General features: G+C 37.6%; 17 protein-coding genes. 5 read left to right on the forward strand and 12 right to left on the reverse strand.

The features are described from left to right. Positions 1-41: 41 nt before the first annotated feature. From arcC to rbsK, 8 genes are all read right to left on the reverse strand, one after another. A complete protein-coding gene (arcC, locus tag QSH13_RS08535) occupies positions 42-989 on the reverse strand; it encodes a carbamate kinase (protein ID WP_286039034.1) in 948 nt (315 codons plus the stop codon). Between the two features lie 15 nt (positions 990-1,004). Continuing rightward, positions 1,005-1,997: an ornithine carbamoyltransferase gene (gene argF / locus QSH13_RS08540; protein WP_109406851.1), complete on the reverse strand. Its 993-nt coding sequence runs from the start codon at positions 1,995-1,997 to the stop codon at positions 1,005-1,007. A 137-nt stretch (positions 1,998-2,134) separates the two neighbouring features. Further along, entirely contained in the window at positions 2,135-2,236 is a 102-nt protein-coding gene (gene speFL / locus QSH13_RS18545; RefSeq protein WP_109372621.1) for a leader peptide SpeFL, read from the reverse strand. A 301-nt stretch (positions 2,237-2,537) separates the two neighbouring features. Then, positions 2,538-3,326 (reverse strand): sulfite exporter TauE/SafE family protein, encoded by a 789-nt coding sequence (locus QSH13_RS08545; protein ID WP_286039035.1) that lies wholly within the window; start codon positions 3,324-3,326, stop codon positions 2,538-2,540. Continuing rightward, the gene (locus tag QSH13_RS08550) at positions 3,326-4,177 is read right to left on the reverse strand and encodes a MurR/RpiR family transcriptional regulator (protein WP_109396770.1); all 852 of its coding nucleotides are present in this window, start codon (positions 4,175-4,177) and stop codon (positions 3,326-3,328) included. Before QSH13_RS08550 ends, QSH13_RS08545 begins: the two co-directional genes overlap by 1 nt. 24 nt (positions 4,178-4,201) lie before the next feature. Continuing rightward, on the reverse strand, positions 4,202-5,566 hold the full coding sequence (locus QSH13_RS08555) for a PTS transporter subunit EIIC (protein ID WP_109406853.1): 1,365 nt from the start codon (positions 5,564-5,566) through the stop codon (positions 4,202-4,204). 39 nt (positions 5,567-5,605) lie between these two features. Further along, complete coding sequence (murQ, locus tag QSH13_RS08560; protein ID WP_109396809.1) at positions 5,606-6,520, reverse strand: N-acetylmuramic acid 6-phosphate etherase; 915 nt, start codon at positions 6,518-6,520, stop codon at positions 5,606-5,608. Between the two features lie 234 nt (positions 6,521-6,754). Continuing rightward, the gene (gene rbsK, locus QSH13_RS08565; RefSeq protein WP_109396768.1) at positions 6,755-7,675 is read right to left on the reverse strand and encodes a ribokinase; all 921 of its coding nucleotides are present in this window, start codon (positions 7,673-7,675) and stop codon (positions 6,755-6,757) included. 179 nt (positions 7,676-7,854) lie between these two features. Here rbsK and deoC point away from each other — a divergent pair, with 179 nt between their 5' ends. The 4 genes from deoC (at position 7,855) to prfH (ending at position 11,415) form a co-directional block, all read left to right on the forward strand. Then, the gene (gene deoC / locus QSH13_RS08570; RefSeq protein WP_109396767.1) at positions 7,855-8,523 is read left to right on the forward strand and encodes a deoxyribose-phosphate aldolase; all 669 of its coding nucleotides are present in this window, start codon (positions 7,855-7,857) and stop codon (positions 8,521-8,523) included. 55 nt (positions 8,524-8,578) lie between these two features. After that, a complete protein-coding gene (locus QSH13_RS08575) occupies positions 8,579-9,355 on the forward strand; it encodes a DeoR family transcriptional regulator (protein WP_196544149.1) in 777 nt (258 codons plus the stop codon). Between the two features lie 312 nt (positions 9,356-9,667). After that, a complete protein-coding gene (locus QSH13_RS08580) occupies positions 9,668-10,804 on the forward strand; it encodes an RNA ligase RtcB family protein (protein ID WP_286039036.1) in 1,137 nt (378 codons plus the stop codon). Beyond that, entirely contained in the window at positions 10,804-11,415 is a 612-nt protein-coding gene (prfH, locus tag QSH13_RS08585; protein ID WP_109406856.1) for a peptide chain release factor H, read from the forward strand. The genes QSH13_RS08580 and prfH overlap by 1 nt, the downstream gene beginning before the upstream one ends. A gap of 221 nt (positions 11,416-11,636) precedes the next feature. Here the strand turns inward: prfH and QSH13_RS08590 are convergent, their stop codons facing one another. The 4 genes from QSH13_RS08590 to dpaL all read right to left on the reverse strand — a co-directional run bounded on the left by QSH13_RS08590 (position 11,637) and on the right by dpaL (position 17,104). Further along, positions 11,637-12,911 (reverse strand): MFS transporter, encoded by a 1,275-nt coding sequence (locus QSH13_RS08590; RefSeq protein ID WP_072064521.1) that lies wholly within the window; start codon positions 12,909-12,911, stop codon positions 11,637-11,639. A 95-nt stretch (positions 12,912-13,006) separates the two neighbouring features. Beyond that, positions 13,007-14,593: an N-acyl-D-amino-acid deacylase family protein gene (locus QSH13_RS08595; protein WP_286039037.1), complete on the reverse strand. Its 1,587-nt coding sequence runs from the start codon at positions 14,591-14,593 to the stop codon at positions 13,007-13,009. A gap of 77 nt (positions 14,594-14,670) precedes the next feature. Beyond that, the gene (locus tag QSH13_RS08600) at positions 14,671-15,855 is read right to left on the reverse strand and encodes a YgeY family selenium metabolism-linked hydrolase (RefSeq protein WP_286039038.1); all 1,185 of its coding nucleotides are present in this window, start codon (positions 15,853-15,855) and stop codon (positions 14,671-14,673) included. 31 nt (positions 15,856-15,886) lie between these two features. After that, positions 15,887-17,104 carry a diaminopropionate ammonia-lyase gene (dpaL, locus tag QSH13_RS08605; RefSeq protein WP_286039039.1) on the reverse strand — a complete coding sequence of 406 codons (1,218 nt, stop codon included), beginning with the start codon at positions 17,102-17,104 and terminating at the stop codon, positions 15,887-15,889. A gap of 364 nt (positions 17,105-17,468) precedes the next feature. On the opposite strand from dpaL, the gene QSH13_RS08610 reads away from it, so the two are divergent. Next, complete coding sequence (locus QSH13_RS08610) at positions 17,469-19,268, forward strand: sigma-54 interaction domain-containing protein (RefSeq protein ID WP_286039040.1); 1,800 nt, start codon at positions 17,469-17,471, stop codon at positions 19,266-19,268. The last annotated feature ends 647 nt before the right edge of the window (positions 19,269-19,915 follow it).

Genomic DNA, 19,915 nt, shown 5'->3' on the forward strand with positions numbered 1-19,915 from the left:
CTATTATTAGAATTAAATTTAAAATAATAATAAGTATGATATTAACCAGAAATAATTGTTGTACCTGTTTTTCCTTCTAAAGCAGATAATGCATTCTCTAAAGAAGTAATAATTGCTTGTACACCTTTTTCACTCTCTTTTAAAAAATTAAGGCAGGCTTCCACTTTAGGTAACATACTTCCTTTAGCAAATTGCCCTTGAGAAATATATTCCTGAGCTTGAGAAAGTGTTAATTTATCTAAATTTATTTGTTCTGGTTTATTAAAATTAATAGCAACTTTATCAACAGCCGTTAATATTAATAAAATATCTGCTTTTAATTCTACAGCTAACTTTGAGCTAGAGTTATCTTTATCAATAACAGCATCAATGCCTTCTAATAAATTCCCTTTTCGAATAACAGGAATACCACCGCCACCAACAGTGATCACCACAATATTACGTTCAACCAGCTGTTTAATAATCGGTGATTCTACAATTTCTAACGGCTTAGGCGATGGGATCACTCTGCGATATCCACGCCCTGCATCTTCCATAAAGTAAAAACCGTGCTCTTTTTGAATTTTCTCAGCTTGCTGTTGAGTATAAAAACTGCCAATTGGTTTTGTTGGTGATAAAAAAGCAGGGTCGTTTTTATCAACAACCACTTGAGTCACAATAGTGGCACAACCATGATTTTTATTTAGATTTCTCGTACATAATTCGTCATTAATAGCCTGTTGTAGATGATAGCCAATATAGCCTTGACTCATAGCACCACATTCAGCAAATGGCATATAAGGTGTGCCGATGTTCTGTTGTGATGCATAATCCATAGCTAAATTGATCATCCCAACTTGTGGGCCATTTCCATGACCAATAATGACTTGATAGCCCTTCTCAACCAAATCCACAATAGGCCTTGCGGTTTTTCGTACTATCTGCTTTTGCTCTAGTGGCGTACTACCCAGTGCATTTCCCCCTAAAGCAATAAATACCTTCTTAGGCATTGTTAACTCCTTGCTTTAGCTTAACGTTGCAAACATAACTGCTTTAATGGTGTGCATACGATTTTCAGCTTGATCGAAAACTTTTGATTGGCGAGACTCAAAAACATCGTCCGCCACTTCCATTTCACTCAAACCAAATTTTTGATAAATATCTTCGCCAATGGTTGTTAAACGGTCATGGAATGAAGGTAAACAGTGTAAGAAAATCGCATGAGGGTTTGCCATTTTCATCATAGAAGCATTGACTTGATAAGCTTTCAGTAAGCGAATGCGTTCATCCCAAACACTATCTGGCTCACCCATTGAAACCCAAATATCGGTATAGAGAACATCAGCATCTTTTGCTCCTTTCTCGATATCTTCTGTTAATGTGATAGAACCTTCGTTCTCAGCCGCAATTGCACGACACGTCTTCACAAGTTGTTCTTCTGGCATTAAAGATGCTGGACCACAAGCTGTAAAATGTAAGCCTAATTTGGCGCAAACCACCATTAAAGAGTTAGCAACGTTATTACGAGCATCACCAAAGAAAGTCAACTTAAGCCCTTTTAAATGACCAAAGTTTTCTTCCACTGTTAACATATCCGCCAACATCTGAGTTGGATGGAATTTGTCTGTCAGACCATTCCATACTGGTACTCCTGATTTCGCAGCCAACTCCTCAACTAATGACTGATCAAAGCCACGATATTCAATACCATCATAGAAACGCCCTAACACGCGCGCGGTATCTTCAATAGACTCTTTTTTTCCCATTTGTGATGAGCCCGGATCAAGATAAGTCACACCCATTCCTAAATCATAACCCGCAACTTCAAAGGCACAGCGTGTACGTGTTGAGGTTTTTTCAAATAATAAAACAATATTTTTGCCTTCCAAAGAGCGGTGAGGAATACCAGCCATTTTTAATGATTTAAAATGTTTAGAAAGCTTTAATAAATATTGAATTTCAGCAGATGAGAAATCGAGTAATTTTAAAAAACTTCTACCTTTAATATTAATAGACATAATAATCCTATCTCCTAATTATTTTGATAATAATAGAGTTAAAAAAAAGTTTGATATTTAAAAAAACAGAAAACCCACCTCAATAACCAAGGTTACTAAGAAGTGTGTTTTATATTTCTAGAAAATAAAAAGAGGGTTTATCCGTTAAAAACAGAGAAATGGAAGCACTGACGTTGTTTATACATCATAATATGGGCAATACGTCTAATATGAGGTGTTTTTCTATTATTATTTTCCATAATACTAGTACCGTCACTTATAGGTATTAAATGAGGATCACAGTGAAACACATAAGAATTAATATTAATGTGATTATCATCGCAATTATCTATTTATGATAATAACTATATATTAGTAAAATAAATTAATAATAACACATTCCATTAACACCAGAATAAATAAGGAATAATCGTTTTCATATTAAAAATGACTTCAATAAAATTAATAAGATAATAAAAAAATAGCCAATAAAAATAATTTTTTATTTAGCTATTATTTAAATTATATTTTTACAATTAACATTAATGATACATTTCAATACTAAAATAATTTAGCTAGCATCATTACGGCACTACAAATAATTAAAATCAAAGTCGCATACTGAAATATCCTGTCAGGCATTCTGATCAATAGCCACTTAGATAACGGAATAGAGATTAACGAGCCTAAGAATAACAAGAGTGCCAAATGAATATCCGTATGCCCATCTTGCATGTAGGCTAGTGCTGAAGATCCCGATAATAATGTTGTGGTAAATATAGAAGTACCAATAGCTTGCTTAATAGAAAGATTGGCATAACGTAACAATAATGGTAATACAACCACACCACCACCTACTCCAGTCGCCCCTAAAACAACACCTGCAGCAATCGCAGGCAGTAAAAGTGCTTTTATATTTAAAGGCGCTAACGTTGCATTTTCAACTAAAACGGGAGGTAATGAGAAAAACATTCTCTGAACAAAAAGAAATAGAGAAAAAATAATCGCCCCAACAACAAGTGCATTAATCCCCCACTCGACTTGTTGCTGATACTGCTCTAACGAACCTAAATAATTAACCAACACACTGGCTAAAAAGGTACTTGGTAGCATTATTCCTAATACAATCATCGCTCTTTTAAAGGGAATGTTTCCAAGGCGAAAATGCATATAAGACGACGTGACTTTCATCAACATAGATAATAAATTGGCGGTTGCCACTGCCATTAGCGCATTCATACCAAAAAAATAGGTCAATACAGGCAAAACAATAACACCACCACCTACACCCGTCGTACTTATTATTAAACCAATGGCCGCACCCACCGCTAAAGTGGTGATAAGTAACATTATTGATTTCCTTGCATAACAGCTTCTCGCCCTTTTAATAGTGCTTTTTCTGCCGTCCCATTCGCTAATGTCATATATTTAAAAAACAGCACATCAAAAGCCACCATTTGTAAAACTTGTGGCGTGATCACCCCTAATTGAGAGTGTTGCTCATCATAAAAATAAGGCAATGTATAATCTGATAATCGAGTGGCTTCATCTTGCCCAAAACGCGTTAATGCCACTGTTAAACAACCTTCATTTTTTGCAGATTTCAGCATTCGATTAATATCAGCAGTATTGCCTCGTGCAGTCACTGCAATAGCCAAATCATCCGCCGATAAATTGGCGGAATACGCTAATTGAGCATGAAGATCTGGACTAAATAAGGTGTTTTTATTTACACGAATTAATTTATGAAAAATATCACTCGCCACAATGGCTGATGCGCCAATACCAAACAATACAATACGTTTTGCACAGACCATCTTTTCCGCTAAGACATCAATATAATGGGGATCTAATAACGCAAGTGAATCCTGAATAGCACTAGTAAATAGATGACCCGTTTTGGAAATAATTAATTCCGTCGGATCTGTTTTTGCTAAATTACCATAAAGAATATCGCCACTGCTTTTTTGTTGCTTTTCTTCTGAAAGGTAATCAATTTTAAATTCAGGATAACCGCTGTATCCCATTTGACGAGAAAAACGGATAACAGAAGCACTACTTACACCGGCTTTAAGTGCCAGATCAGCCGCATTCATACTGGCAATATTCTTACTATTCTGTAATAGATAATCAGCAATACGCTGCTCTGTGCCTTTACCTTGTATTCGCAAACTTTCAAGCTTTTTGGTCAGTGTCGACATTCTGTTATCCTTTTTATTTCTGACTTATTTCTCTGGATCCGTAAATCCCATTAGCATACTGGCAATAAAACCGACAATCCATGCACCTAATACCGCGATCAAGAACTTAATAATTTGCCCATCGCCGACTAAAGGAATTAATGATAACCCAGCAGTGCCAAATGGAATAATGATCCCAACTTGGAAATATGCCATTAATGCGCCACCCGCCGCGCCACCAATACATCCCGCAATAAAAGGTTTTCCTAGTGGAAGGGAAACACCAAATAATAAAGGTTCGCCGACGCCAAAAATACCAACGGGTAATGCGCCCATTAATGTTTTCTTTAAACGTTGATTTTTAGTACGTAGATAAACCCAAAAACAAGAGCCTACTTGCCCCATACCGCCCATCGCTAAAATAGGGAATAGATAATTTAAACCAAAAGTATTTAAAATTTCGGTATGAATAGGAATCAGCCCTTGATGTAATCCCGTTAAGAGTAAAAATAAGAAACTTCCGCCTAACGCAGCCCCCGTTACAACCGCGCCACCACCTTGATTCAATAGTGATAATGATACGCCTTGCGCTAATAACTGATTAAGGTAATGGCCGATAGGTTGAAATATCATAATCGCCACCAGTGAAGAGACTAAAATCGTCACAAATGGCGTTAAGATAAGATCAAGACTCTCTTTAACGATACTACGAAACCATAATTCTAATTTTGAAGAGAACACAACCACCATCAATACGGCAAAGATCCCGCCGCTGTTTGGCTGTAACTTCTCACCAAATAAGGTGATATCAGCAAGCCCAGGCATGGCTAATAATCCGGCCATGACCGCACCGATTGAAGTTGATGCTCCCAATTCTTTAGCGGTATTTATCCCAATCATAATAGAGAGATATGCAAATACCGTACTACCAATTAATTTGAATAATTTAAATAGTTCAGGAAATTGCTCAACTAAACCCGGTGCGACTAAACGGATAATATTAATTAACCCCATAATCAAACCACAGCCAATTAAAGCTGGAATTGTTGGAACAAAAATCGCCGCTAATGTATTTAGCATACGGCGAATTGAGAAGCCTTTTGTTACTGGTGTTGGCGCCGTCTCATGTTCACTACTGACTGAACTGTTTTGCATACGCTTATTCATGATGGAATAAACTTTTGCCGCAGTTCCCATTCCAACAATCACTTGATGCTGCTCACCATTGAATACAACGCCCTTAACGCCTTCGACTTGTTTTAAAGCATCAGCATCAAATAGAGAACTATCTTTTAAAATCAATCGAATACGAGTCATACAATGTGTTAGGGTTGCCACATTTTGAAACCCACCAGCATGTTTTTCTATTTCTATTGCTAACGTGTCGAGATGTTCTATTTTATTAGCCATATATGTGCCTGCTAAAGTTCAGAGTGTTTACTCATATTGTTATTCATTAAATAAGGCAAGTTGCTGTTGTAGTGAACGATAAGGATATTGCTGTGTAATTTGCTCCACTTTCTCCACACTCAGGTGAAGTTCATACATTAAAATGGCTTTTCTAGGATGATAATTCACCATTTGTAACAAGGTTCTGGCTCTTTCATGTGATATTCCACACACTTCGCTAACAATACCTTCAGCACGGCGTTGCAACTTCTCATTACTTGCAATCACATCCACCATAAGGTTTTTATGCACTTTTCCAAGCTTAGTCATGACACTAGTACTTAACATACCCAAAATCATTTTTTGAGCCGTACCGCTTTTCATTCTTGTAGAACCAGTTAACACCTCTGCGCCCACATCTGGCGCAATAGATAAGTCAGCAATTTCACTCATCATACTTTTGCCACGGGTAGTTATAGATACTGTCAATGCTTTTAACTTTTTGCCATATTGCAAAGCTGCGACAGTGAAGGGGGTACGACCGCTTGCTGCAATGCCAATAACAACATCTTTATCACCAACATGACGGCGTTGAAGCTCTTCAATTGCCGCCTCTCGGCTATCTTCAATATTTTCAACTGCTTTTAACATTGCATCATGACCGCCAGCAATAATCGCCTGCACTAACGTAGGAGAGACACCAAAAGTAGGTGGGCATTCTGCACTGTCTAGTACAGCTAATCGGCCACTGGTTCCGGCACCGACATAAAAAATACGGCCACCTTTTTGCAAACGTTCAGTTATTTTTTCTACTGCTTTAGCAATAGCGGGTAATTCTTTTTTAACCGCACTTGCAACTGTCATATCTGCACTATTGATAAGCGTAACCAACTCTAAAGCACTTAATTCAGAAAACTGTGTTGTTTCTTGATTGCTTTCATTTTTAAGACATTCGCTTAATGCATCTTCTTTCATCACAACAACTCCAATGAAACCAAATTTCAATAAAAATTACACTCACTGAAATTATATTTCAATAGTATTTGTCACCACTTCGTGAAATCAATCACATTAAGTTAATGTTTTTTGTTTGCAAGAAATTCAATATTGACCAAAAAACAAAGTAATATATTGATTTAAAATGACTTCCACTTACCTTCTAAATAAGAAAGCAAGTGGAATACAAAGATGTGATAGTGTAGAAGGTGACTATTTCTTTTGTGCTAAAAACAGCCCAAACTCTTCAATGCTTGGGTAAGAAGATTGCGTACCTTTTCCGGCAACACTTAAGCCTGAAAACATCACTGCTTTATTTAATGCTTCGTCAATATTATTAGTGTGAACATAATAATGGGAAAAACAACCAATAAAGGCATCCCCTGCTCCACTGGTATCTATTGCATCAACTTTAATGGCAGGAATGTGCTTTTCAATTTCGCCGTTCATCCATAATGCACCTTTTTCACCTAACGTAACGATGACATTCTTAAATCCTTTTTGTAGTAAAGAATAAGCGGCTTTGCGAATTTCATCCATTGTAGTGATTGGCATACCGGTCAATATTTCAAGTTCGGTTTCATTCGGAACAAAAAAATCACAACGAGCAGCAATACCAAGATCTAATGCTTTTGAAGCTGGTGCTGGGTTAAATAACACAGGAATATGGTGTTTATTGCCAAACTCAATAGCGTGATAGACCGTTTCAAGCGGGATTTCTAATTGCAATACGATTATTTTGCATTTTTTCAGACTATCTGCCGCTCTATCAATATCTTCTGGCGACAAATGTTGATTAGCACCTTTAACAATTAAAATGCTATTTGATGATTGAGATGTCACAAAAATAGGAGCAACACCACTTGTTGTGCCGGGTACTTTTTCAACATAGCGTGTATTAATGCCATAAGATCCTAAATTCATGATGGTATTATCCGCGAAAATATCATCACCGACCTTTGTTAACATCATCACTTTTGAATTTAATTTAGCAGCCGCAACCGCTTGATTTGCTCCTTTACCACCACAACCCATCTTAAATGCCGGCGCCTCAAGGGTTTCCCCCTCTTTTGGCATCCTATCTATATAGGTGATTAAATCCACCATATTTGAACCAATCACTGCAATATCCATAGCGCCTCTTACTCTTATATGAAATTTTCAAATGTGAAAATAGTGACATTTTGTTAGATGTATAACAGTATAATGTTATTTAGATATCATCTGTGATTGTTATCTCATTAAAACGGCTCTAATATGTTACCAAACTAACATGAGTGAAAAATAACAATCTCTTTACTAAGGAATAGACTATGCGTCCATTAGCTAATTATATCGATCATACTCTTCTTGCTGCAGATACAACTGAATCACAAATCAAGAAATTGTGTGCTGAAGCAATTGAACACGGTTTCTTCTCTGTGTGTATTAACACTTCTTACATCCCTTTAGCAAGAACTTGCCTTGAAGGCAGTGATGTAAAAGTATGTTGTGTTATCGACTTCCCATTTGGGGCTGGTTTAACAGCAACAAAAGCATTTGAAGCAGCTGAAGCTATTCGTCAAGGTGCACAAGAAGTCGATATGGTTATCAATATCGGTATGTTAAAAAGCGGTCGTTTAGACTTCGTAAAACAAGATATTGAAGCAGTAAAAGCAGCTTGTGGTAATACAACTCTGAAAGTGATTTTAGAAACTTGCTTATTAACTGACGACGAAGTACGTTTAGTCTGTGAAATGTGCCGTGAGATCCGCGTTGATTTTGTGAAAACATCGACAGGATACAGTACAATGGGCGCAACAGAACATCATGTTGCTTTGATGCGTAAAACCGTTGGTGATGAAGTTGGCGTGAAAGCTTCTGGTGGTGTTCGCGATCGCCAAACAGCATTAAACATGATCAAAGCAGGAGCAACACGTATCGGAGCTAGCGCAAGTGTCGCTATCGCAACAGATTCAGATGCACCTGAATCAACTTACTAATTATTTAGCGTATCTTTTTTTGGAGTGCGCTATTCGATAATACAAGGATCCTTCGGTGATAGAGACCAAACAGCACGAACGTTTGCGCCGCCTCAGTGAATGTATAAAACGCTCAGGTCGCATACATCTTAAAGACGCCGCAAGGATCCTTGAAGTTTCTGAGATGACGATTAGACGAGATCTTAGCTCTGATGCTGAAAACCCGTTCCCAATGTCATTATTAGGTGGCTATATTGTTGCATTAGCCCAACCTCATGCAGGATCGCTATCAACATCCTCCAATATTATTACGCCGGATCAAACAGAAGAACTTCATATTCCTAATCTTGCTGCTGGCATGGTGTCTGAAGGCGATGTTCTTTTTTTCGATAACGGACAATTTATTCCCACACTGATTGAGCTTATTCCCGATAACCTGCATTTCACTGGGATCTGTTATTCTCATCGAGTATTTTTAGCATTAAGTCAGAAAAAAAATGCCACCGTATTACTCTGCGGAGGTGAATACCGCCCTAAAAGTGATTCATTCTTCAATCCAACCCAACCCTCTTATCTTGATAGCATTAATCCTAAAAAAGCCTTTATTTCAGCCGAAGGGGTACATCTCGATTTTGGCGTGACCTGTTATAGCATCGACGATCTTTATATGAAGAAAAAAGCGATGGACAAATCTATTCGTAAGATCTTACTCACCAAATATCACTATTTTGATGAAACAGCGACAGCCAATATGGGCGATTTAGCTCAGTTTGATGTTGTGATCACAGATAGAAAATTAACGGATGATTACGAAGATTATTGCCGAAAAAGCTCAGTAAAAGTGATTTATTAATTAAAAATAGAGTATTAACTTAAAACAGTAAATAAAAGAAAGTTAGCCTTAAATTAAATAAAATCTATTAATTCTTTTAAAAAAATAAAAAAAATTCACACCACTTTTTGATTGCCAAGGCAAAAAAAAGTGGTTACTATGCCCGCGATTTATTATTTCTCACCCATTTTAATTAACGCAAGGAGGTATCTCATGACAATTACAAATATGAATACTCTTTGCGGACAATCTCAGAAGTAATCCTTTTCTCCTTCTTTTTGCTGTCCGCCAATCAATTTATTTTTTAATCCTTTACATTATATGGATTGGTATATGGACAACTGTGTTCATTATTTATCTGATAGCGTTTGTTATATCGCATCGGATAATACTTGGATTGAAAGCAAAGCAATCCAACAACTAGAAATAACGGCTCAACTTCCTGATATGGCTTATGTTGCAGGTATGCCAGACCTACATCCAGGTCGCGGTTATCCTATTGGTGCAGCCTTTTTCTCTGTTAATCGTTTTTACCCTGCTCTAGTCGGAAATGATATTGGCTGTGGTATGACACTCTTTCAAACTGAATTTAAAAACAGCAAACTTAACTTAGATAAAGCAGAAAAACAGTTGAGTGAAATGAGTGATATCGCACCGTTAGAATGGTTAGAAGCTTATCTACCAACTGAAATGCACAACCACCCTTTTGCTGGATCTTTAGGCTCTATTGGTGGTGGTAATCACTTTGCTGAATTCCAACAAATTGACCAAGTGCTCAATGAAACGCTTTTCGCTGAAAGTGGTATCAATAAAAAACAGTTATTGCTACTCGTTCACAGCGGATCGAGAGGCTTAGGACAATCTATCTTACGTGCCCATACAGAACAGTTTGGTCATAAAGGGCTGATTGCTAACACCGAAGATGCAAATGAATATTTGCAAGCTCACAATAATGCACTTGATTATGCAAAGATTAATCGTCGCCTTATTGGTGAAAGAATGATGCGCCAAATCCGTACTCAAGGTGTAATTATTTCTGATGTAAATCATAATCTTGTGGAGCCTTGTGAGTTATATGGTCAACAAGGCTGGTTACATCGAAAAGGTGCAACACCGGCACATCACGATATGGTCGTTATTCCAGGTTCACGCGGTGATCACAGCTATATTGTTAAGCCAATCGTGTCTGAATTAAGCCTTTATTCATTACCTCATGGTGCAGGCAGAAAATGGATGCGTACAGAGTGTAAAGGACGTTTATCACACCGTTTTACGCCCTTACAACTCTCACGAACTGCATTCGGTAGCCGTATTATTTGTGCCAATAAACAACTGATTTATGAAGAAGCACCACAATCTTATAAATCAATTGAGACAGTGATTGAAAGTATGGTGAGTATTGGATTAATCGAAGTCATTGCACGTTTAAAACCGGTGATCACCTACAAAACCAGTGGAGAGATGGCGTAATGTTATTACAATTCACCTCTGCACAAGGCCCTGAAGAGTGCTGCATAGCAGTTGAAAAAGCTTTAAATTACTTTTTGAAATCAACTGCAACACAGCAAGTAAACATCACTGTTCTTGAAAAAGAGCCTTCACGTTATGGCTTAAAATCAGCGTTAGTGTCTCTTGAAGGTGCTGATGCACAGGCTATCGCACAACAGTGGGCAGGTTCTATACAATGGCAATGTGCAAGCACGTTACGACCACGGCATAAACGGAAAAATTGGTTTATTGGTGTTGCTTGTTTTGAACAACCTGATGAAATTAATGACCAAGAAATTGTTTTTGAAACCATGCGCTCAAATGGCCCAGGTGGTCAGCATGTTAACAAAACAGAATCTGCGGTCAGAGCAACACATATTGCCACAGGCATTAGTGTAAAAGTGCAATCAGAGCGTAGTCAGCACGCTAATAAAAAGCTCGCTAAACAACTTATTGCATGGCATTTAGAGGCTTATATGAGGAAGCAACACGCCTCATTAAATAGCCAACGTCATATTGCCCATCATCAAGTTATTCGTGGCGATGCTACTCTCTGTTTTAGCGGCGACAATTTTGTTCTTACAAGCAAATAATGTTATTAATCTAACAAAAGCAAAGCCACGATTTTTAATCGTGGCTTTTTTAAGACAAAAGTATCCTACAATAAGATTTTTTAAATTAAAAAATCAATAAAGCATAGAGTGAGTTTTAATAAATAAATCTTACAGTTAATACATTTATTTTATTTAATTAATCTTATTTCTTTTAATAACATCACACTTATTTAAATATAAACGTTATTAATACTGATTAATTAAACAGGTGCTGGTGTATTTCTCATTTTAACAGTGAACGTCACAACAGCAGAGGCAACCAATGCAATTATCATAAACATAAATGCACTGTCATAACTACCGCCACTGGCTTTAATTAAGAAGCCCATCACCGGTGCGGAAACCACACCCGCCATTTGCCCACCGAAGTTAACAATTCCTGAAGCACGGCCCATGATTTTATTGGGGATAGTATCCATTAAAATACCCCAGAACATAGCCATAGCGAAGAACATAAATAATGCTGAAATACACTGATATACAACAGCCATATCGGCACTTTCAACGGTATATGTCATATATAAGAAGCCTGCTGCAATCACTGCGGTGATCATATATAACCATTTACGCTGTGCTTTACATTTATCAGAAACATAACCCCCTAATAATGTCCCACCCGCACCAAATAAGAATGGAATAGCCGCCATTACCCCGGTTTTAGCCAAAGAGAATTCACGAACAGTAATTAAATAACTTGGTAACCATGTTGAGAATCCCCAGAAGGTAATATCAAACAGAAACCAAATCGCTGCCATTTGCCACAATACTGGCATCTTTAAAACGTCTTTAAAAGGTACCGCTTCAACAGGTTTATCCGTTAATGTACCATCTGCCGCTAATTCATCGAGATCTTGTTGAGTAATACTTGGGTGATCTTTGGGATTATCACGAGTAAAGAAATAAATACCCGCTGCAATTAATAATCCCGGAATACCTAAAACAATAAACACCATATGCCAGCCAAAAGCACCGATAATACTGGCGGCAACAATTACGGCTAATGCTGGCCCTAAAGTATTTACTGTTGATTGAATTGCCGTTGCACGACCACGCTCTTTAGATGGGAAATAAGTCGAGATCATTTTCCAAGAAGCCGATGGAAAACATCCCTCACCAATACCAAATAAGAATCGCACCGCTAACATTAACGGTAATGTAAATACCATCCCCGTTAAGCTAGTGAAGACTGACCACCATGCAATGCCGATTGCCATAATTTTACGCGCACCAAAGCGGTCAGCTAAAAACCCCCCCGGTATTTGGAATGCCGCATAACCGACAAAGAACGCACTGATGATTAAACCTTGTTGTGTGGTATCAAGATTAAGATCACGTCCAATAAAAGGTAATGAAACACTCATTACCATTCTATCTAAGAATGAAAGTAACCATGCTAACCAAATTAAGGATAAAACGGTGTAACGAGCTTTCCATGTTTTCTTCGGTTGAAGGTCTGGAATAATATTTGAACTCATTTTCCTGTTCCTCAGGTAAGGGGAAACCATCACGGTTGAAAAACAACCGTGATAAACAGAGATAAGATTTAACGTTTAAGAGCGCTATTGTGTTGTTATGCTCTTAAAACATGTCCACTGCAGGCGTAACTTTCGACCCCGTTAATTAATGCGATACGACCATTGACCATTACCAAATCGATCCCTTCTGGGTATTGGTTAGGCTCCACAAACGTACCTTTATCAATAATGCTTTCAGGGTCGAACATCACAATATCTGCGGCATACCCTTCTTTAATTAAACCTCTATCGGTTAATCGAAGGACTTCAGCTGGTTTACCTGTCATTTTGCGGATAGCTTGTTCCCAAGTGAGACATTTTTCTTCTCTGACGTATTTCCCTAAAACTCGAGGGAATGCACCGAATACACGGGGATGAGGCTTACCTGCACCCATTAACCCATCAGTACATACGTTTTGTTCAGGACGACATAAGAATTTGATAACATGTTCTTCTGTACCGTAAAAATCCACCATTCCTACCGCATTTTCTTCTTCATATAGCAGATCGAAAGTTGCGTTGTACGGATCTTTACCTCTCAATTCGCCTAGCTCTACAAGGCTAAGGCCAACGGCATCTTGGTTTTTTTCTGTTTTAGAACTAGTGACATAAATATTTTCTAACCCTGCGAAATCAATAAAGTTATCCCAACCCGGAATGCCTTTTTCGATATCTTCAATCATCTTTTTACGCAGTTCAGGAGAAGCTAAGCGCTCTAATAATTTTTCTGTACCTCCTGCGTGAACCCAAGGCGGTAAAATCACCCCAAGCATGGTACTGCCTGCCACATACGGATATTGGTCAAACGAAATACGAATACCCTCTTTTTGTGCTTGTTCTAACATACCTAGCATTTCATCGATTAATCCCCAGTTTTTCTTACCACAAACTTTCATATGGGAAATATGCAACCAAACACCGGATGCTTTAGCAATATCAATAAGCTCTTGAGTTGATTGAATAATATCGTCAGCTTCACTACGCTGGTGTACAACAAAAATACCATTATGTTTTGCTGTCACCTTACAAAGCTCGATCATTTCAGCCGTATCACCAAAGGCACAAGGCATATAAATCAATCCTGTTGATAAACCAAATGCCCCAGCTTTTAATTCACGCTCTAAGATCTCACACATCTTGGCGACATCTTCACGAGTAGAAGGATTACCTTCCAATCCCATCGCTTCCATCCGGATGTTGCCATGAGGAACAAGGTAAGCAAGATTCGTTGCAGAGCCTCTCGCTTCCAACATACCTAAGTAACCTTCGGTATTGTTAAAATGCCAATCAATGCTGTCAGAATCACCATCTAAACCCGCAATATTCTTGCGCCATGCTGAAATATATTGTTCTGGCAATGGCGCTAATGCGACACCATCTTGCCCTAACAATTCAGTAGTGATCCCTTGGCGAATTTTGGCAGATAAAGCGGGATTAAGCAGAGCAGAAAGATCAGAGTGAGTGTGGGTATCAATGAAGCCAGGGCAGACTATCTTCCCTGTTGCATCAATAATTTGATCATTGGTTTTTGCATCAAACTGACCGATTTTTATTATTTTTCCTTCATTAACCACAACATCAGCTTGAAATGCACTTGCCCCTGTTCCATCAATAACAGTGGCGTTTTTAAATATTGTTTTCATTCTGTTATTTCTCCAAAGAGCATCTGACTGTTTCGCCAGACACTCTTCTAGTAAGGATTTATTGCGTAAGAAGTAAATTAAAGGTGATAAAGGCTATTCATAATGCTGTAGTAACCGCTCGCAGCACCTGTTAGTTGTTCAATTTCGATATATTCATCAATGGTGTGCGCTAAGTTTTCGCGAGACGGGCCAAAACCAATGGTTTTAATTCCCGCTTCACCTGCATAGTGACTACCGTTAGTACAGAAAGAGTATTGTGTGACTGTAGGGTTAAAGCCCGATTCATGCAGCCCTTTTAAAACGCTTTGTACATAAGGATCGCTCTCTTCTAATACCCAACCTGGGAAGAAACGCTCACCTTCAATAGTGGCACCGGTGTAACATTTTTCAGTACCGTAGGCATAAGAGACTTTTGCTTTAAAATCAGCATCTTGAGAAGCTAGTTCATCAATTGCTTTTTGTAATGGTGCGAGCACTTGCTCTTTAGTTTCACCGACTAATAAACGGCGATCGTAAGTGGCGCGACAATATTCAGGTACAACCGAAGCGCCAGGATAAGGTGATGATTTAATATCCGTGAGCTCTAAGATCCCTTTTCCTAATACAGGATGAACAGAAGGCGTTAAGGTTCTTATCTTCTCGATAAGTTTTGCCATTTTATAAACAGAGTTGATCCCTGCATCTGGATTGGCGGAATGAGCGGGTTTACCAAAAGTTTCAACAACAATTTCAGCACGACCACGTTGCCCAATTTTGAGATTTAATTCTGAGGCTTCCCCAATTACCACGTAGTCTGGTTTATAGCGTTCAGAAACGAGTCTTGCGGCAACACCTTCAAAACACTCTTCATGCACAATACAAGAGACATAAATACGACCAGCAAAATTACGCTGATTATCTTGACCATAAAAACCTATCGCTGAAATCATGGCTGCGACGGCACCTTTCATATCACTGGTGCCACGGCCATAAATCTTTCCATCTTTTATTTCTGCACCATAAGGCTTTTCTTTCCAGTCGCGCTCACTAACCGGTACGGTGTCGATATGACCATCAAAAACAAGGGTTTTCCCTGGGTGTTGACCTATAATTCCACCAATGATATTGCCGTATTTATCAATGTGAATATCGTCAAAATCATAGCTTTTCATCATCTCTTCTATGACTTTAACAACATTACCTTCTTCACCTGAATAGCTTTTTTGTTGGATTAATAATTGGCAATTCTTAATAACTTCATCAAATCGGTTTGCTGATAACATACTATTTCACTCCAAAAGACTTATTTGTTTTTTAAAATTGTTTGAAGCTAGGCAATTCACCATCCCACACGATATCGCGATAACGCTCAGGATCGGTGTCACCTTCAGTGCTTATCACAAGCACTCTTGCATTTTCATCTAATCCCAGCTCTTCTTTTGCACTCTGATAAACAGGTGATTGCATCAAAATAGAGAGCAAGCCTGTTGTCACAGCACCAGATTCACCAGAAATGATGTGCGGATCACCGGGTAAAGGGTTCCCTAAAATCCGCATTCCCCTAGTTGCGACGGCATCAGGGCAAGAGAAAAATGCCGCTGAATAATCACGTAATAAATTCCAACCAATACTATTTGCTTCACCGCAAGCAAGCCCAGCCATGACGGTTTGTAAATCCCCACCAACAGGAATAGCATCTGCTGTTCCTGATACCGCAGATTGATATAAACAGTCAGCAATACGCGCTTCAGCCACAATCACTTTCGGTGCTTTTTTGCCATAAGCGGCTGTTACCATGCCTTGCACCATACCCGCAAAAGAGCCCACGCCGGCTTGCACAAAAATATGCGTCGGGGGTACTTCATGTAATTGTGCGAGAGATTCCAGCATTAACGTGCCATAGCCTTGCATGATCCAAAGAGGGATCTCTTCATAACCATCCCATGCAGTGTCTTGAACCACTATCCAGCCATATTTTTCAGCCATTTCAGCCGTCATTCTTACGGCATCGTCATAGTTCATATCAACGATTTCAGCGACTGCACCTTCACGCAAAATGGCATCTAAACGTTCTTGTGATGATCCTTTTGGCATATAGACCACCGCTTTTTGCTTTAACTGTCTTGCCATCCAAGCAACACCACGTCCATGATTCCCATCAGTGGTTGTCGCAAAAGTTACGCCATTTAACTTTTTCCTGATCTCATCACTGATCATTACCTCATAAGGTAATTCACTTATGTCCATTTCGAGGAAATCAGCAATATGGCGAGCCATCGCATAAGCACCACCTAACGCTTTAAATGCTTTTAAACCAAAACGGAAAGACTCATCTTTGAGATATAACTCACCAACCCCTAAAGTTTTGGCTAATTGGGGTAAATGAAATAACGGTGTAGGTGCGTATCCTGGAATAGTTCTGTGAAAATCTAACGCTTTGACTAACTCTTCATAACGAAAAGGGGCAAGCTCAGCGGTTGGTTTTCGTGTAAATGAACTCTGGTTAATCAGGTACTGCAATTGCTCCTGCATGGAATTACCTCTTAATCACACTTTAAAATTCGCGATAACCCAATATCGCGATTAATCGGAATACATAGGGTTATCCCCTATATCGCAATATGTATGCCAACTCACTCAAAAAGCCTTTAATAAAGATGCAATATTTTGATTTTAAATAGATTTATTATTTAACTGATTAAAAGATGAAATTAATGATGCAGAAAAGCTGTGATCTAGGCGGTTTTATTTAAGTGATAAATTATCAATAATAAGAAATTGTGTGAGCCTTATACAAAAAACACATAACCAATTAATAAATAACAATTAAATTAACAACTCAAAATGAGCAATGATAATTTTTTATCAATATTGATAATTTTAAGGTGAGAATGTGATGCACTCATTACTTAGTACCCTACAAGATGAAATCAGTAAGTACACCGATGCCATTGCGGGGATCACTGGTACTGATGTTGAAATTATTGATAACAATTTAATTCGTATTGCCGGTACGGGGCGTTATCGCTATATGCTCAATCAAGATGTCTCTAGTAATGGGTATATTTATCGCCATGTCCTGCAAGTCCAAAAAACTATTCTGATTGAAGATCCAAAAGAAAACGCGCTCTGTCAGCTATGCCAAAATCGCTTAACTTGTACTGAAGAGCTTGATCTTAATGCACCGATTTTTCTTAATAACCAAGTTATTGGTGTCATTGGCATTATCTGTTCTAACCGAGAACAGAAAATGTTTTTGATGAAACAAAAACAAGCTTTTATCACTTTTATCGAACAGTTTTCTGAGATGATTTCAAGCCGTGTTTTTGAATGCCTTGAAAGGCTGAGAGAGCAAGAGCGATTTGGTACTTTTCGAAATTTGATTGATGTCATGGATAGAGGTGTGATCGCAATCGATAGCCAAAGTAAAATTTGGCACGCTAATCTTTCTGCTTTGCGCTTTTTTGATAGTGAATTGATTGGTCAATCTCTTGATATTCAGATGACAGGAGATATTCTTTATGGCGATGAAGAAGCATGGCTGATCCTAAACCAACAACGCTATCATGTTCTGTGTAAAAAAATTACGTTTTCATCCGTTGATAATGACCAACTTACCATGGTTATTTTTCATGATGCTCGTGATTATATGACACAAATAAATACCCACTCTGTTGATGAAAATCCCCACTCACCTCTAATTGGCAACTCACAAAATATGCTCCAATTAAAAAGCATGTTAAGCAAAGTTGCCGTTAGCCACGCCAGCGTACTTATCACCGGAGAAAGCGGTTCAGGTAAAGAAGTGGTTGCTTACACTATTCACCAACAAAGCTTACGCACGAAACAGCCTTTTATTACTATTAACTGTGCAGCTATCCCAGAACAACTGCTAGAAAGTGAGCTTTTTGGTTATGTACGTGGTGCATTTAGTGGTGCTGATCCTAAAGGACGTATTGGTAAATTTGAATTGGCACATGGTGGAAGCCTATTCTTAGATGAAATTGGGGATATGCCTTTACATTTACAAGCCAAGCTTTTACGTGTACTTCAAGAAAAAAGCATCACGCGTGTTGGCTCTAATAATATGATCAATATTGATGTAAGGATCATTGCAGCCACCAATAAAGATCTGCGTGAAATGGTAAATAAAGGGCTATTTCGTGAAGATCTGTTTTATCGCCTGAATGTCGTTCCGATCTATACGCCAGCATTACGTGAACACCGAGAAGATATTGCAGAACTGGCTCAGTTTTTTGCCGACGATTTAGCATTAACCTATCAGCGACCTGCGACGAAGATCCCCAACGTTATTATTAACTATTTATATTCCTACGATTGGCCCGGTAATATCAGAGAGTTACGCAATGTCATTGAATATATGTATGTTATGCAAGGCGATACTGTTGATTTAAACCTTAGTCACCTTCCACCTTATTTGTTAGAAACATCGCATTCTGCTTCTTTAGAAAAGGATAAAAACAGTCGTATCCCTACAGAAGCTAAAACAGATAATAAAGAGAAAATTCAGCCATTAAATACACAAGAACATCTCAAATCTCAGAGCCTAACATCAGAGTATCAAACCATTATGAACCTATTAGAAAAAACAGGAACAACATTGGAAGGAAAGAAGAAAGCAGCAGAAATCTTAGGAATAAGTATTGCCACTTTATATAGAAAAATAAAAATATGATAAAAGTTATTTAAGATGAATTTTTAAATATTAATAACTTAATCAATAGATTTAAATTAGCATGAAAACTTTAATGAAAATTATTTCTATTAATTATTTCATCTAGATTATTAAAAATACTTCTTTTAATGACTATTTTTTATCAAGCATGGCCATTATAATATTTTAAACTTAATGTCATTTGTAACAAAATATATTTTCCATAAAATAAATTTAAACTATCTTCTTTTCTTCCCGATAACACATCCAAAACTAACCATATGATAAATAATCATAAATTATTTCATTTTCATTATCTTATTAATGATTTTTCTAAATTACATAAGAAAATTTTGTAACACTGTCCATAAGACAAAATTAAATAAAATACATAGAATCCGTTTGAGAATAAATTCAAGTAAATTTCAATATCAAGATTTAATGTTAATTATAAAAATTAAAACAATGAAAATTGATTAAGTTTTTTATAATTAACAGTAAGAGCTTTTTTATTTAAGATTATATTTTTATTAGATTTATCTATTTAAAATGCTTATATTTTCTGGTGCCTTTAGTCGATTTATAAGCTGTGATAATAAACTAATCTTAGAATAAATAGCACTTAATATGACTTATTAAATACTATTTATATCAATCACTAGGGGTCA

It is taken from the genome of Proteus faecis, assembly GCF_030286765.1.
Classification (GTDB): Bacteria; Pseudomonadota; Gammaproteobacteria; order Enterobacterales; family Enterobacteriaceae; genus Proteus; species Proteus faecis.

Coding starts and splice junctions, on each gene's coding strand:
- QSH13_RS08550 (WP_109396770.1), bottom strand. CDS start 4,177: ATGTCGACACTGACCAAAAAGCTTGAAAGTTTGCGAATACAAGGTAAA.
- QSH13_RS08610 (WP_286039040.1), top strand. CDS start 17,469: ATGCACTCATTACTTAGTACCCTACAAGATGAAATCAGTAAGTACACC.
- QSH13_RS08580 (WP_286039036.1), top strand. CDS start 9,668: ATGGACAACTGTGTTCATTATTTATCTGATAGCGTTTGTTATATCGCA.
- QSH13_RS08555 (WP_109406853.1), bottom strand. CDS start 5,566: ATGGCTAATAAAATAGAACATCTCGACACGTTAGCAATAGAAATAGAA.
- arcC (WP_286039034.1), bottom strand. CDS start 989: ATGCCTAAGAAGGTATTTATTGCTTTAGGGGGAAATGCACTGGGTAGT.
- QSH13_RS08590 (WP_072064521.1), bottom strand. CDS start 12,911: ATGAGTTCAAATATTATTCCAGACCTTCAACCGAAGAAAACATGGAAA.
- QSH13_RS08545 (WP_286039035.1), bottom strand. CDS start 3,326: ATGTTACTTATCACCACTTTAGCGGTGGGTGCGGCCATTGGTTTAATA.
- QSH13_RS08595 (WP_286039037.1), bottom strand. CDS start 14,593: ATGAAAACAATATTTAAAAACGCCACTGTTATTGATGGAACAGGGGCA.
- rbsK (WP_109396768.1), bottom strand. CDS start 7,675: ATGGATATTGCAGTGATTGGTTCAAATATGGTGGATTTAATCACCTAT.
- dpaL (WP_286039039.1), bottom strand. CDS start 17,104: ATGCAGGAGCAATTGCAGTACCTGATTAACCAGAGTTCATTTACACGA.
- prfH (WP_109406856.1), top strand. CDS start 10,804: ATGTTATTACAATTCACCTCTGCACAAGGCCCTGAAGAGTGCTGCATA.
- speFL (WP_109372621.1), bottom strand. CDS start 2,236: ATGGAAAATAATAATAGAAAAACACCTCATATTAGACGTATTGCCCAT.
- deoC (WP_109396767.1), top strand. CDS start 7,855: ATGCGTCCATTAGCTAATTATATCGATCATACTCTTCTTGCTGCAGAT.
- argF (WP_109406851.1), bottom strand. CDS start 1,997: ATGTCTATTAATATTAAAGGTAGAAGTTTTTTAAAATTACTCGATTTC.
- QSH13_RS08600 (WP_286039038.1), bottom strand. CDS start 15,855: ATGTTATCAGCAAACCGATTTGATGAAGTTATTAAGAATTGCCAATTA.
- murQ (WP_109396809.1), bottom strand. CDS start 6,520: ATGAAAGAAGATGCATTAAGCGAATGTCTTAAAAATGAAAGCAATCAA.